The organism is Streptomyces sp. NBC_01506, assembly GCF_045040295.1.
In the GTDB taxonomy this organism is placed as follows: Bacteria; Actinomycetota; Actinomycetes; order Streptomycetales; family Streptomycetaceae; genus Streptomyces.
Window position 1 is genome coordinate 7,053,406 of sequence record NZ_CP109422.1, and the last position, 15,399, is coordinate 7,068,804.

At 69.3% G+C, this 15,399-nt stretch carries 8 protein-coding genes and 1 pseudogene; 8 read left to right on the forward strand and 1 reads right to left on the reverse strand.

The genetic code is table 11. From position 1 onward, the window contains the following. Positions 1 to 263 precede the first annotated feature (263 nt). The 5 genes from OG329_RS31740 to OG329_RS31760 are packed head-to-tail and all read left to right on the forward strand — an operon-like array spanning position 264 to position 6,292. A complete protein-coding gene (locus tag OG329_RS31740; protein ID WP_405799820.1) occupies positions 264 to 1,538 on the forward strand; it encodes an extracellular solute-binding protein in 1,275 nt (424 codons plus the stop codon). A gap of 36 nt (positions 1,539 to 1,574) precedes the next feature. Then, positions 1,575 to 2,606, forward strand: a complete 1,032-nt coding sequence (locus tag OG329_RS31745; protein WP_405799821.1) for a carbohydrate ABC transporter permease — start codon at positions 1,575 to 1,577, stop codon at positions 2,604 to 2,606. 5 nt (positions 2,607 to 2,611) lie between these two features. Further along, positions 2,612 to 3,490: a sugar ABC transporter permease gene (locus tag OG329_RS31750; protein WP_405802127.1), complete on the forward strand. Its 879-nt coding sequence runs from the start codon at positions 2,612 to 2,614 to the stop codon at positions 3,488 to 3,490. Positions 3,491 to 3,545: 55 nt separating this feature from the next. Continuing rightward, positions 3,546 to 5,237, forward strand: coding sequence for a glycoside hydrolase family 13 protein (locus tag OG329_RS31755; protein ID WP_405799822.1), 1,692 nt, complete (start codon positions 3,546 to 3,548; stop codon positions 5,235 to 5,237). Beyond that, positions 5,222 to 6,292 (forward strand): LacI family DNA-binding transcriptional regulator, encoded by a 1,071-nt coding sequence (locus OG329_RS31760; RefSeq protein WP_405799823.1) that lies wholly within the window; start codon positions 5,222 to 5,224, stop codon positions 6,290 to 6,292. Before OG329_RS31755 ends, OG329_RS31760 begins: the two co-directional genes overlap by 16 nt. Positions 6,293 to 6,333: 41 nt before the next feature. On the opposite strand, the gene OG329_RS31765 is transcribed toward OG329_RS31760, so the two are convergent. Continuing rightward, the gene (locus OG329_RS31765) at positions 6,334 to 7,506 is read right to left on the reverse strand and encodes an epoxide hydrolase (protein ID WP_405799824.1); all 1,173 of its coding nucleotides are present in this window, start codon (positions 7,504 to 7,506) and stop codon (positions 6,334 to 6,336) included. A 102-nt stretch (positions 7,507 to 7,608) separates the two neighbouring features. Here OG329_RS31765 and OG329_RS31770 point away from each other — a divergent pair, with 102 nt between their 5' ends. The 3 genes and pseudogenes from OG329_RS31770 to pulA all read left to right on the forward strand — a co-directional run bounded on the left by OG329_RS31770 (position 7,609) and on the right by pulA (position 15,287). Further along, positions 7,609 to 8,175 (forward strand): CGNR zinc finger domain-containing protein, encoded by a 567-nt coding sequence (locus OG329_RS31770; protein WP_405799825.1) that lies wholly within the window; start codon positions 7,609 to 7,611, stop codon positions 8,173 to 8,175. 278 nt (positions 8,176 to 8,453) lie between these two features. After that, positions 8,454 to 9,830: pseudogene (locus OG329_RS31775) on the forward strand (alpha-amylase family protein); the annotation flags it as partial. Between the two features lie 165 nt (positions 9,831 to 9,995). Continuing rightward, positions 9,996 to 15,287 (forward strand): pullulanase-type alpha-1,6-glucosidase, encoded by a 5,292-nt coding sequence (gene pulA, locus OG329_RS31780; RefSeq protein ID WP_405802128.1) that lies wholly within the window; start codon positions 9,996 to 9,998, stop codon positions 15,285 to 15,287. Positions 15,288 to 15,399: the final 112 nt, after the last annotated feature.

Genomic DNA, 15,399 nt, shown 5'->3' on the forward strand with positions numbered 1-15,399 from the left:
AAATCTTGCAATGCCTTGCGGGACGGTCCGGCCGGAGCCTCGCGGGCGCTCACGGAGCCGGTATCGGCCGACACGTACCGTACTTGTCAGCTCGGGCGCCTCTCGTCAAGAGTCCTTGCGGCAACTGTGAGGACACGTGAATGTAACGATCACAGATGCTTGCAGAAATCTTCCGCAAGCTCTTTCGGCCTTCTTTCATCCTTGTTACGTTCACGTCGACCCGGCGCCGCGACGGAGCGGTACGGCAGTTGAAGGAGTTTCAGATGCGACGTGGCATAACGGCCACCGCCCTGGTCGCGACCCTGGCGCTCGCGGCGACCGCCTGTGGCGGCGACGAGGAGTCCACCGGCGGCAAGTCCAGCTCGGGCGAGCTGACGGGAACCGTCACGTGGTGGGACACCTCGACCGTGGGCAGCGAGGACAAGGTCTTCAAGAAGCTCGCGGAGGACTTCGAGGCCAAGCACAAGGGCGTCGACGTCAAGTACGTCAACGTGCCGTTCGGCGAGGCGCAGAACAAGTTCAAGAACGCCGCGCAGTCCAACTCCGGTGCCCCCGACGTGATTCGCTCCGAGGTCGCGTGGACGCCGGAGTTCGCCGACCTCGGCTACCTCGCGCCGCTGGACGGCACCGCCGCGCTGAAGGACGAGAAGGACTTCGTACCGCAGGCCGCGGCCTCCACCAAGTACGACGGCAAGACGTACGCCGTCCCGCAGGTCATCGACTCCCTCGGCATCTTCTACAACAAGAAGATCTTCAAGGACGCCGGGGTCGAAGTCCCCACCACCATCGACGAGTTGAAGACCGTCTCGAAGACCATCAAGGACAAGACCGGTAAGACCGGCATGTATCTGCGCGGCGACGACGCGTACTGGTTCCTGTCGTTCCTCTACGGCGAGGGCGGCGACCTGGTCGACGCCAAGGGCAAGACCGTCACCGTCGACAGCCCGGCGGGCGTCAAGGCCATGGAGGTCGTGAAGGACCTGGTCGACTCCGGCGCCGCCAAGACCGACGCCACCGACGGCTGGGAGAACATGCAGGCCGCCTTCAAGGACGGCGACGTGGCCATGATGATCAACGGCCCGTGGGCGATCGCCGACACCTACGCCGGACCGCAGTTCAAGGACAAGGCCAACCTGGGCGTCGCCCCGGTCCCCGCAGGATCGGCCGGCCAGGGCGCCCCGCAGGGCGGCCACAACCTCGCGGTCTACGCGGGCTCCAAGAACCTCGACGCGTCGTACGCGTTCGTGGAGTACATGTCCTCCGCCGAGTCCCAGGCGAAGATCACCACCGAGCTGAACCTGCTGCCGACCCGTACCTCCGTCTACTCGCAGCCCGACGTCGCGAGCAACGAGATCGTCGGCTTCTTCAAGCCGGTCGTGGACAAGGCCATCGAGCGCCCCTGGATCCCGGAGACCGGCAGCCTGTTCGCCCCGCTGGTGACCGAGTACACCAAGGTGCTCACCGGGCAGACGACCCCCGAGAAGGGCGTCAAGGCGACCGGCGACTCCTACCGCGATCTGCTCAAGGGCTGGAAGTAGGACGACGGAACGAGAGGAAGGAAGGCAGGCCGGCTGATGGCTGTCCCCACCGGCCAGTCGGCGGTGAAGGCCGCGGGTGACTCGGATGTCGCCCGCGGCCGGAGCCGCGGCACTGGCAAACCCCCCGGCACCGGCAAAACCCCCGGCGGGCTGCGGCGCTCGGTCTCGACCCACTGGTACGCGTGGGCCATGGTCGCCCCCGTGGTGGCCGTGATCGGCGTGATCGTCGGGTACCCGCTGGTCCGCGGCATCTATCTGTCGCTGACCGATGCCAACGAGCGCAACGTCGAGCGCAACATCGGCGTCAACCACCTGCCCGCCACCTACGAGTTCGTCGGCCTCGACAACTACGCCGACGCCCTGACGGGCAATCAGTTCCTGTCCACGCTCGGCTGGACACTGGTGTGGACGGTGTCTTGCGTCGGCCTCACCTTCGCCCTCGGTCTCGGCCTGGCGAACATTCTCAACCGCCGGATCGCGGGCCGCTCCGCCTACCGCATGATGCTCATCCTGCCGTGGGCCGTACCGGGCTTCGTCTCCGTCTTCGCCTGGCGCTTCCTCTACAACGAGGACCGCGGCTTCCTCAACAAGCTGCTCGCGGGCGGCGGCATCGACGCCGTGCCGTGGCTGAACGACCCCACCTGGGCCAAGTTCTCGGTCATCGCCGTGAACATCTGGCTCGGTGTGCCCTTCATGCTCGTGGCGCTGCTCGGCGGACTCCAGTCCATTCCGGGGGAGATGTACGAGGCCGCCGAGATGGACGGCGCGGGCCCCTGGCAGCGCTTCCGCCACATCACCATGCCGGGCCTGCGATCGGTCAGCACGACCGTGATCCTGCTCAGCACCATCTGGACGTTCAACATGTTCCCGGTGATCTTCCTGCTGACCAGAGGCGGTCCCGGCGAGGCCACCCAGATCCTGGTGACCCAGGCGTACAAGTTCTCCTTCGAGATCAGTCCACGCGACTTCGCCCAGTCGTCCACCTGGGGCGTGCTCATCCTCGTACTGCTGATGATCTTCGCCGTGGTCTACCAACGAGTCCTCCGCAAGCAGGGAGATACCTGGTGACCGCCGTGACCGGTCCGCAGACGAGCACCTCGAACCCGCCGACCGCGAAGGTACGGCGCCGCGGCGAGCGCTCCAGGGCCGCGTCCGTCGGCCTGCACGCCACCTTGATCGTGGCGTCCGTCATCGCGGTCTTCCCCGTGCTGTGGGTGCTGCTGACGTCGCTGAAGCCCGCCGCGTACGCGACGACGACGGACTTCTTCAAAGAGACGACGTTCGAGAACTACACCAACCTGCTGGACGACACGCCGTTCCTCACCTGGTTCGGCAACTCGCTGCTCATCGCCGGACTCACCACCGTGCTGGGCGTGTTCACCGCCGCCACCACCGGCTACGCCGTCAGCCGCTTCCGCTTCCCCGGCAAACGCGGCCTCATGTGGACCCTGCTGATCACGCAGATGTTCCCCATGGCGGTCCTCATCGTGCCGCTGTACAACATCATGTCGAGCCTCGGTCTGCTCAACCAGGCCGCCGGGCTGGTGATCACGTACCTCACGATCGCCGTGCCGTTCTGCGCCTGGATGATGAAAGGCTTCTTCGACACCATCCCGCGCGAGATCGACGAGTCGGGCATGGTCGACGGACTCACCCCGTTCGGCACCTTCTGGCGGCTGATCCTCCCGCTCGCCAAGCCCGGCCTCGCGGTGACCGCGTTCTACTCCTTCGTCACCGCCTGGGGCGAGGTGGCGTACGCCTCCGCGTTCATGGTCGGCGACGAGAACCTCACCCTCGCGGGCGGTTTGCAGAAGTTCGTCAACCAGTACGGCGCCCAATGGGGTCCGATGACAGCGGCGTCCGTGCTCATCGCGATACCCGCGGCGATCGTCTTCCTGTTCGCGCAGCGCCATCTGGTGACCGGTGTCTCCGCGGGCGCCGTCAAGGGTTGACGGCGCCCCCTCCCCGACTCGCCCCCACCCACCACCCAGACCCCCCAGGGACGACATGACCCAGCACCTCGCTGCCCCTTCCACCGGCACGTCCGACGACGCTCCGGGCCACCGCTGCGGCTGGTGGCAGGACGCGGTGATCTACCAGGTCTATCCGCGCAGCTTCGCCGACTCCAACGGCGACGGCATGGGCGATCTCGAAGGCGTACGGAGCCGGCTGCCGTATCTGCGCGCGCTGGGTGTCGACGCCGTCTGGCTCAGCCCGTTCTACGCCTCGCCGCAGGCCGACGCGGGTTACGACGTCGCCGACTACCGCGCCATCGACCCCATGTTCGGCTCGCTCCTCGACGCGGACGCGCTGATCCGTGACGCGCACGAGCTGGACCTGCGCGTCATCGTGGACGTGGTGCCCAACCATTCGTCCGACCAGTACGACTGGTTCCGCCGCGCCCTCAAGGACGGCCCCGGCTCCGCGCTGCGCGAGCGCTACCACTTCCGTCCCGGCAAGGGCGCGCACGGCGAACTGCCGCCCAACGACTGGGAGTCCATCTTCGGCGGCCCCGCCTGGACCCGGACCACCGACCCGGACGGCACCCCCGGCGAGTGGTATCTGCATCTCTTCGCGCCCGAGCAGCCCGACTTCAACTGGGACCATCCGGCCGTCGCCGACGAGTTCCGCTCCATCCTGCGCTTCTGGCTCGACATGGGCGTCGACGGCTTCCGGGTCGACGTCGCGCACGGACTCGTCAAGGCCGCCGGGCTGCCCGACATCGGCGAAACCGGCGGCGACAGCCAGCTCAAGCTGCTGGGCAACGACGTGATGCCGTTCTTCGACCAGGACGGTGTGCACGAGATCTACCGGAGCTGGCGCACCATCCTGGACGAATACCCCGGCGACCGGATCGCCGTCGCCGAGGCGTGGACACCGACCGTCGAGCGCACCGCGAACTACGTGCGCCCCGACGAGATGCACCAAGCCTTCAACTTCCAGTATCTGAGCACCTTCTGGGACGCCGCCGCGCTGCGCGACGTCATCGACACCTCGCTCGCCGCGATGCGTCCCGTCGGCGCCCCCACCACCTGGGTGCTGTCCAACCACGACGTCACCCGGCACACCACCCGCTTCGCCCACCCCGTCGCCCTCGGCACCCAGCTCCGGGACGCGGGCGACCGCGAACTGGGCGCGCGCCGGGCCCGCGCGGCGACGCTGCTGATGCTCGCCCTGCCCGGCTCCGCCTACCTCTACCAGGGCGAGGAGCTGGGGCTGCCCGACGTCACCGACCTGCCCGACGAGGCCCGGCAGGACCCCTCGTACTTCCGCGCGGCCGGGCAGGACGGCTTCCGCGACGGCTGCCGGGTCCCCATCCCGTGGACCCGCGACGGATCGTCGTACGGCTTCGGCAGCGGCGGGAGCTGGCTCCCGCAGCCGGCCGACTGGGGCGCGCTGAGCGTCGAGGCGCAGACCGGGGTGGCGGGCTCCAGCCTGGAGCTGTACCGCGCGGCGATCGCCGCCCGGCGCGCGCATCCGGGGCTCGGCGCCGGGGCGTCCGTCGAGTGGCGCGACGCCCCCGAGGGGGTGCTCGTCTTCGCCCGCCCCGGCTTCCTGTGCACGGTCAACACGACCGGCGCGCCCGTCCGGATCCCGGTGCGCGGCCGGGTACTGCTGGCGAGCGGGCCGTTCATCGAGTCCGGCGAGGGCTCCGAGGCCGAGCTGCCCGCCGACACGACGGTGTGGTGGACGGTGTGACGCTGCCCCTGCCCAGGACGACGGGGGCCGGCGCACCAGGCACACCACGGCTCTCGGACATCGCGGGGCAGGCGTCGGTCAGCGAGGCGACGGTGAGCCGGGTGCTCAACGGCAAGCCCGGCGTCGCGGACGGCACCCGCCAACGGGTGCTCGCCGCGCTCGACATCCTCGGGTACGAGCGTCCCGTACGGCTGCGGCAGCGCAGCGCCGGGCTGATCGGTCTGGTCACCCCGGAGCTGGTCAACCCGATCTTCCCGGCGTTCGCCCAGGCCGTCGAACAGGTCCTGGCCGGGCACGGCTACACCCCGGTCCTGTGCACCCAACTGCCGGGCGGGGCAACGGAGGACGAGCTGGTCGAGCAGTTGGTGGAGCGCGGCGTGGGCGGCATCGTCTTCCTGTCGGGGCTGCACGCGGACACCTCGGCGGACCCCTCGCGCTACGCCGCGCTGATCGACCGGGGGGTGCCGTTCGTCATGATCAACGGCTGCAACGACCGGGTCAGCGCGCCGTTCGTGTCCCTGGACGACCGGGCGGCCATGCGCATGGCCGTCGGGCACCTCGCCGATCTGGGCCACCGGCGGATCGGCCTCGCGACGGGACCGCTGCGCTACGTCCCCTCGGCGCGCAAGCGCGAGGGCTTCATCGACGCGCTGGGCGCCTCGCTGGGGCGCTCGCGCGAGGAGGCCGAGGAACTGGTGTGCTGCACGCTGTTCAGCGTCGAGGGCGGCCAGGTGGCGGCGGGCGCGCTGCTCGACCGCGGCTGTACGGGCATCGTCTGCGGCAGCGACATGATGGCGCTGGGCGTGGTCCGGGCCGCCCGCGAGCGCGGGCTACGGGTCCCGTACGACATCTCGGTGGTCGGCTTCGACGACTCGCAGCTCATCGCCTTCACCGACCCGCCGCTGACGACGGTGCGGCAGCCGGTCCAGGCGATGGCGGGGGCGGCGGTGGGCGCGCTGCTGGAGGAGATCGGCGGAAGTCCCGTACAGCGCACGGAGTATGTGTTCCAGCCGGAGCTGGTGGTACGGGGGTCGACGGCGGGGGCGAGGAGCTGAACGCCCGCCGCCCGCCGCTCGCCGTCCTCGCCGAGCCGCGTTCACCGGCGGGCGGCCAGCACGGCCGCGAGGCCCTCTCGCAGATCCTTGACGAAATAGTCGGGAACCTCCAGCGACGGGAAATGGCCCCCGGTCTCGGGCGACCTCCACCGGACGATCCGCCGGTACCGCTCCTGTGCCCAGGGGCGCGGACATTTCTCGATGTCGCGGGGGTACATGCTGATGGCTGACGGGACGTCGACCCGCAGTTCGGGATCGAGCGAGTGGTGGCTTTCGTAGTAGATGCGGGCGGACGACGCTCCGGTCCGCGTCAGCCAGTACAGCGTGACGTCGTCAAGAACGCGGTCCCTGGAAATCCTCTCGAACGGGCTGTCCTCGGTGTCCGACCACTCGGCGAACTTGTCGAGGATCCAGGCGAGAAGCCCGACCGGTGAGTCGACGAGCGAGTAGCCGATGGTCTGCGGCCGGGTCGCCTGCTGCTTCGCGTACGCCGCGCGGTGGCTCCAGAAATCGCGGGTCTCCTCGGCCCACTCGCGCTCGGCCGCCGTCAGCCCGTCCGTCGTCAGCCCGGGTGGTGCCTGCGCGAGCGTCGTGTGGATGCCGAGAACGTGCGCGGGGAACCTGCCGCCGAGGACCGTGGTTATCACACCTCCCCAGTCGCCGCCGTGGGCCGTGAACTCGCCGTAGCCGAGCCTTCCCATCAGCTCCACCCACGCGGCCGCGATCTTCTCGATTCCCCACCCGGTGGTGGCCGGCTTGTCGCTGTAGCCGAATCCCGGCAGCGACGGGACCACGACGTGGAACGCCGGCGCGGCCGCGTCCTTCGGATCCGCCAGCTCGTCCACGACATCGATGAACTCGGCGACGCTGCCCGGCCAGCCGTGCGTCAGGAGCACAGGAGTGGCATCCGCGCGCGCGGACCGGCGGTGCAGGAAGTGGATTCCCAGATCGTCGATGGTCGTGCGGAACTGGCCGATCCGGTTGAGGCGCGCTTCGAACGACCGCCAGTCGTACCCGGTGCGCCAGTAGTCCACGACGTCCACGAGGTCGGCGAGCGGAACGCCCTGTTCCCATCGGCGAGGGCCGGGCGCGGCGCGGCGGACCGTCTCGGCCTCCGGCAGCCGCGCCGCGGCCAGTCGCGCGCGCAGACCGTCGAGATCGGCGTCGGTCGCGTGGGCTTCGAACGCTTCTACGTCGCTGGTGGGGCGGGGCATGAGACCTCCTGGCCGTCGTGGAACCGGCCGCGAGCTGGGGCGAACCGGCTAAGACGGTTCTACTACGCCGTCTGTCGGCATGCAACCAGCTATGGTGGTTCCATGCCTGCTGAGTTCCCCGACTTCCGCCTCGGTACCGTGCTGGCGACGAGCTTCACGGGGACTCTGTCGGAGCGGCACGGCAACGCTGTGGAGCGCATTCCCGTGCCGCACCGGCTCATCGACTGGCTGGCGGTGTACGGCCTCGCCGTGGACTCCTGCACGGAAGCCCAGCTCGACCTCGCCCGGGAGTTGCGGGAGTCGATTCACGCCGTCGCGACAGCGGCGGCGATCGGGGACGCTCTCCCCGCGTCCGCTGTCAACGTCATCAATGACCGCAGCGCTCAGGGCCGGGCGGCGGCTGTTCTGACGCCCGAGGGTGAGCGGCGATGGCTGCTCGGCTCGGCTTCCCGCGTGGAAGATGCCCTGAGCGTGATCGCCGCCGACGCGATCGGTGTCATCGCGGGCGAACGGGACGGAAGGCTGGCCCTGTGTGCGTCGCCGACGTGCCGTGCCGCCTTCTTCGACACCAGCCGGAGTCGCACCCGCAGATGGTGCGACATGAACACGTGCGGGAATCGGCAGAAGAAAGCGCGCTTCCACGCCCACCAGCGCGAACGGCAGCACTAGGAGCCGTCCGGCGTGGGTTGGGCGGGCCGCGGGTGGGGTGAACGTACCTCGCGGCAATTTTTTGCGAAAGCAGTTGCAGGTCAACGATCCTGACGTTTCCCCGGTGTTACCCCGTCATGTCCAGAGGGTTGACCGGGAACGACGGGGCTCGTACGGTCTGGGCGCGGCAAGGTTTTGCTTTCTTGCAGCAAGAACATTCAAGAGCCTTGAGGGCAGGGCGCGTTGCCGTGCGAGGTCTCTTCCGTCACCCCCGCACCTCCCCCCACACAGGAGGAAACATGGCCCGCAGAGCCCCCGCCCTCGCGCTCGCCCTGATGGCAGGCGCGGCGGTTCTCGTCGCGCCCGGCAGCCCCGCCCAGGCGGCGCCGCCCGGTGAGAAGGACGTCACCGCCGTCCTGTTCGAGTGGCGGTTCGACTCGGTGGCCAAGGCGTGTACCGACAGCCTCGGCCCCGACGGATACGGCTACGTCCAGGTGTCCCCGCCTCAGGAGCACATCCAGGGCGGCCAGTGGTGGACCTCCTACCAGCCCGTCAGCTACAAGATCGCCGGCCGCCTCGGTGACCGCGCCGCCTTCCAGCGCATGGTCAACACCTGTCACGCCGCCGGGGTCAAGGTCGTCGCCGACGCCGTCATCAACCACATGTCGGCGGGCAACGGCACGGGCACCGGCGGCACCTCGTACGCCAAGTACGAGTATCCCGGCATCTATTCGGGCGCCGACATGGACGACTGCCGCTCGCAGATCAGCAACTACGGCGACCGCGGCAACGTGCAGAACTGCGAACTCGTCGGCCTCGCCGACCTCGACACCGGTGAGGACTACGTACGCGGCCGAATAGCCACGTACCTCAACGACCTCCTCTCGCTCGGCGTGGACGGCTTCCGGATCGACGCCGCCAAGCACATGCCGGCCGGGGATCTCGCCAACATCAAGTCCAGGCTGAGCAATCCGGGCGTGTACTGGAAGCAGGAGGCCATCTACGGCGGCGGCGAGGCCGTGTCGCCGAGCGAGTACCTGGGCAACGGAGACGTACAGGAATTCCGTTACGGCCGAAGCCTCAAGCAGGTCTTCAACAACGAGAACCTGGCCTATCTGAAGAACTTCGGCGAGGGCTGGGGCTTCATGGAGAGCGGCAGGTCCGCCGTCTTCGTGGACAACCACGACACCGAGCGCGGCGGCGACACCCTCAACTACAAGAACGGCGCGACGTACACGCTGGCCAACGTCTTCATGCTGGCGTATCCGTACGGCTCGCCCGACGTGCACTCCGGCTACGAGTTCAGCGACCACGACGCCGGGCCGCCCAACGGCGACACCGTGAACGCCTGTTACTCCGACGGCTGGAAGTGCCAGCACGACTGGCGCGAGATCTCCTCCATGGTCGGCTTCCGCAACGCGGCACGCGGCCAGGCGGTCACCGACTGGTGGGACAACGGCGGCGACCAGATCGCCTTCGGGCGCGGCTCGAAGGCGTACGTGGCCATCAACTACACCGGCTCCGCGCTCAGCCGCACCTTCCAGACCTCGCTGCCCGCCGGCAACTACTGCGACGTCCAGAGCGGCAACGGCGTGAGCGTGAACGGCTCGGGTCAGTTCACGGCAACGCTCGGTGTCAACACGGCGGTCGCCCTGCACACCGGGGCCCGCACCTGCTGATCGTCCCTCTGGACGGCCTTCCCGCACCCCCGCACCCCCCGCACCATCCGGCCGCCCCGGCGACGCATGTCGCCGGGCCGGCCCTCTTCCCGTACCCCGAGGAGACCCCGCGTGATACGCCTGCCCCTGCCCGCGCTGCCGCGAAGAACGGCCGTCGCTGTCGTGGCCGCCGCCCTGTGCGCGGCCCTGGTGCCCGCGCTGCCGGCCGTCGCCGCCCGCCCCCCGGCCCCGCCGTCGGACGCCCGGCTCGCCGGCGAACCCGCCCGGCACGATCTGACACGCGATCAGTTCTACTTCGTACTGCCCGACCGCTTCGCCAACGGCGACCGGTCCAACGACCGTGGCGGGCTGACCGGTTCGCGCAGCCGGACCGGCTACGACCCCGCCGACAAGGGCTTCTACCAGGGCGGCGACCTCAAGGGGATCACGGACCGGCTCGACTACATCAAGGGGCTCGGCACCACCGCCATCTGGATGGCGCCGATCTTCAAGAACAAGCCGGTACAGGGCACCGGCGACGACATGTCGGCCGGCTACCACGGTTACTGGATCACCGACTTCACGCAGGTCGACCCGCACTTCGGCACCAACGCCGAGCTGGAGACGCTGATCGACAAGGCCCATGCCAAGGGCATGAAGGTGTTCTTCGACGTCATCACCAACCACACGGCCGACACCGTCGACTACGCGGAGAAGAAGTACAACTACCGCCCCAAGGGCGCCTATCCGTATCTCGACCAGGACGGCCGCCCCTTCGACGACCGTGCGGGCGTCGGCCGCGTCGACGCGGACGCGTTCCCGTACACGCCCGCCCCGAAGGCCGGCGAGAAGAAGGTCCCGTCCTGGCTCAACGACCCGACGATGTACCACAACCGGGGCGATTCGACATTCGCCGGGGAGAGTTCCGAGTACGGCGACTTCTCCGGTCTTGACGATCTGTGGACCGAGCGGCCCGAAGTGGTCGACCAGATGGCGGAGATCTATCAGAAGTGGGTCCGTGACTTCGACATCGACGGCTTCCGCATCGACACCGTCAAACACGTCGACCTGGACTTCTGGACCCGGTGGGCCACCGCGCTCGACGCCTACGCCGCGAAGCGCGGCCGGGACGACTTCTTCATGTTCGGCGAGGTCTACTCCGCCGACACGGCCGTCACCTCGCCGTATGTGACGCGCGGGCGGCTCGACTCCACGCTCGACTTCCCCTTCCAGGACGCCGCGCGCGCCTACGCCTCACAGGGCGCGCCCGCCGAGCGACTGGCCAAGGTCTTCGGCGAGGACTACCGCTACACCACCGACAAGGCCAACGCCTACGAGCAGGTCTCGTTCCTCGGCAACCATGACATGGGCCGGATCGGCACCTTCCTCAAGCAGGACAACCCGGCGGCCGGCGACGCCGAGCTGATCGAACGGGCCCGCCTCGCCAACGAGTTGATGTTCTTCTCGCGCGGCAACCCGGTGATCTACTACGGCGACGAGCAGGGCTTCACCGGCCCCGGCGGCGACAAGGACGCCCGCCAGAGCCTCTTCGCCTCCACGACCGGCGACTATCTGGACGACGACCAGCTCGGTACCGACCGGACGCACGCCACCGACGCGTACGACCCCACGCACCCGCTCTACCGGTCCATCGCGGAGCTGTCGAAGCTCACTAAGCAGCACCCGGCGCTGCGGGACGGCGTGCAGACGCAGCGGTACGCGGCCGACTCGGTGTACGCGTTCTCCCGCACCGACGCGCGCGAGCGGGTCGAGTACGTCGTCGCCGTGAACAACGCCGCGACGCCGAAGACCGTGGAGGTGCCGACCGGGTCGGCGCGCGCCGACTTCCGTACCCTGTACGGCGGTTCGGACGTGGGCGCCGTCGTACGCAGCGGGGCCGACGCGAAGATCAAGGTCACCGTCCCGGCGCTGTCCTCGCTCGTCCTGCGGGCCGCCGAACCGCTCGCGCCGCCCGCCGCCAAGCCCACGATCACCCTGACGGCCCCCGAGGCCGGTGCCACCGGCACCTTCGAGATCGCGGCCGACGTCGACGGCGGACAGCTCAACCGGGTCGTCTTCGCCGCCCAGGTCGGCAACGGCAAGTGGCGCACCCTCGGCAGCGCCGACCACGCCCCCTACAAGGTCACCCAGTATCTGGACGCCGAGGTGGCGGCCGGAACACCCCTGCGCTACAAGGCTGTTGTGGTCGACAGCCGGGGCCGTACCGCCTCGGACCTCGCCTCCTCGACCGCCGGACAGACCCCCACGCCCGAGCCGCCCACGGCCGTCGAGCGCGAGCACGCGATCGTGCACTACAAGCGCCCGGACGGGAAGTACGAGGGGTGGCAGCTCAGATCCGGCGGCCAGACAGCGCAGTTCACCGGGCGCGACGCGTACGGCGCGTTCGCGTGGGTCGACGTCACCGAGGGCGCGGCGGCCGTCCCGTACACCGTCGTCAAGGACGGCGCGACGGACGGACCCGAGCGCACCGTCGACCTCGCGAAGACCGGCGAGGTCTGGATCGAGCAGGGCGGCGACGGCCAGAGCGAGCGGGCCCCCGACGGCGCCTACCCGCCGCAGGACAAGACCAAGGCCGTCCTGCACTACCAGCGCGCCGACGGTGACTACGACGGCTGGGGTCTGCACACCTGGACCGGTGCCAAGGACCCGACCGACTGGGCGAAGCCGCTGACGCCGGTCAAGCAGGACGCGTACGGAGTGACGTACGAGGTGCCGCTCGCCGAGGGCGCCACGTCGCTCAGCTACATCCTGCACAAGGGCGACGAGAAGGACCTGCCGTCCGACCAGTCGCTCGACCTCGCGACGTACGGCAACGAAGTCTGGCTGCTCGGCGGCCGGCCGACGTATCTGCTGCCGACCGCCGGCGCCGTACCCACGCCGGATCTCGGCAAGGCCGAGGCGCAGTGGATCGACCGCGACACCGTGGTGTGGAAGGTGAAGGCCACCGAGGCCACCAGCCAGCAGCTCGTGTACGCGCCCGAGGGCGGCATCACCGTCGAGAACGGCGCGCTGTCCAAGGAGGGGCAGTGGCTGCGGCTCGCCCCGGGCACGCTGACCGACGCGCAGAAGGCCAAATACCCGCATCTGAAGGACTATCCGGCCTTCACCGTCGACCCGCGCGACCGGGACAGGGTGAAGGAGTCCCTGCGCGGCCAGCTCATCGCCACTCAACGGGCCGCGAACGGGGCGCTGTTGGAGGCGACCGGCGTACAACTCCCCGGTGTGCTGGACGACGTGTACAGCGCCGACGCGACGCGCGCCTCGCTCGGTCCCGTCTTCCGTAAGGGAAGTCCCACCCTGTCGGTGTGGGCGCCCACCGCCCGGCGGGTCGCGCTCGAACTCGACGGCAGGAGCGTGCCGATGCGGCGCGACGACCGCAGTGGGGTGTGGTCCGTCGAGGGAAGCCGGAGCTGGACCGGCAAGCCGTACCGCTATGTGGTCGACGTCTGGGCGCCGAGCGTAGGGAAGATGGTCATCAACAAGGTCACCGACCCCTACTCCACCGCCCTGACCACGGACTCGGCCCGCAGTCTCGCCGTCGACCTCACCGACCCGAAGCTCGCGCCCAAGGGCTGGTCGACCCTGAAGAAGCCGCCGGCCGTACCGATGCGCGACGCGCAGATCCAGGAGCTGCACATCCGCGACTTCTCGATCGCGGACCGCACCTCGGACCACCCCGGCCGCTATCTGGCCTTCACCGACGCCGGATCGAAGGGCATGAAGCACCTCGCCCAACTGGCCGACGCGGGAACGTCGTACGTGCATCTGCTGCCCGCGTTCGACATCGGCACCATCCCGGAGAACTCCGCCGACCAGCAGAAACCGGCCTGTGATCTGTCCGTGTACGCCCCCGACTCCGACGAGCAGCAGGCGTGCGTCGCGAAGGCGGCGGCGAAGGACGGCTTCAACTGGGGCTACGACCCGCTGCATTACACGGTGCCCGAGGGTTCGTACGCCAGTGACCCCGAAGGCACGAAGCGCACCGTGGAGTTCCGGCGGATGGTGCAGGGCATCAACGGCAGCGGGCTGCGGACCGTGATGGACGTCGTCTACAACCACACCGTGGCGAGCGGCCAGGACCCGAAATCCGTACTGGACCGGATCGTGCCCGGCTACTACCAGCGGCTGCTGGACGACGGCACCGTGGCGACGTCCACCTGCTGCGCCAACACCGCGCCCGAGAACGCCATGATGGGCAAGATCGTGGTGGACTCGATCGTCACCTGGGCCAAGCAGTACAAGGTCGACGGCTTCCGCTTCGATCTGATGGGACATCACCCCAAGGCCAACATCCTTGCCGTGCGCGAAGCGTTGGACGCGCTGACCGTCGCGAAGGACGGCGTCGACGGGAAAGCGGTCGTCCTCTACGGCGAGGGCTGGGACTTCGGCGAGATCGCCGGTGACGCGCGCTTCGTCCAGGCCACGCAGCAGAACATGGCGGGCACCGGGATCGCGACCTTCTCCGACCGGGCGCGCGACGCGGTACGCGGCGGCGGCCCCTTCGACGAGGACCCGGGGGTCCAGGGCTTCGCGTCCGGACTGTTCACCGACCCCAACTCCTCCGACTCGAACGGCACTTCGGCCGAGCAGCGGGCAAGGCTGCTGCACTACCAGGACCTGATCAAGGTCGGACTCACCGGCAATCTCGCCGACTACTCCTTCACCGACAGCGCGGGCCGCACCGTCAAGGGCTCCGAGGTCGACTACAACGGCGCGCCCGCCGGATACGCCGCCGAGCCCGGCGACGCGCTCGCCTACGCGGACGCGCACGACAACGAAAGCCTCTACGACGCACTGGCGTTCAAGCTCCCGCGCGCCACGCCGGCCGCCGAGCGGGCCAGGGCACAGGTGCTCGCCATGGCGACGGCGACGCTCACCCAGGGTCCTTCGCTGTCCCAGGCGGGGACGGACCTGCTCCGCTCCAAGTCGCTGGACCGCAACTCGTACGACAGCGGCGACTGGTTCAACGCGATCAACTGGGACTGCCGCGACGGCAACGGCTTCGGGCGCGGACTGCCGCCCGCCGCCGACAACGCGGACAAGTGGCCCTACGCCAAGCCCCTGTTGGGGACGCGTGGCATCACACCCGGCTGCCCGGAAATCTCCGGCGCCTCGGCCGCGTACCAGGATCTGCTGAGAATCCGTACCACGGAGTCGGTTTTCCGCCTCTCCTCCACGGGCGCCGTCCAGTCCGCCCTGTCCTTCCCGCTGTCCGGCCCCGACGAGACACCGGGAGTCATCACGATGCGCCTCGGCGAACTGGTGGTGGTCTTCAACGCCACACCGGACAGCGCGCGACAGCGGGTCGCCGCGCTCGCCGACCGGGCGTACGACCTGCACCCGGTGCAGGGGACGGGCTCGGACGCCACGGTCAAAAAGGCGTCGTACGAGGTGAGTTCGGGCACTTTCACCGTACCGGCGCGGACAGTGGCGGTCTTCCGGGCGGGCGGGTGAGCGAAGGGAACGGCAGCGGGCGGGGGTTCGGCGACGTGTCCGACAACGAGCCCCACAACCTGCCCGATCCCGCCCATTTTTGACTGATTCTCACCACGGGGGCCGGTCCCCG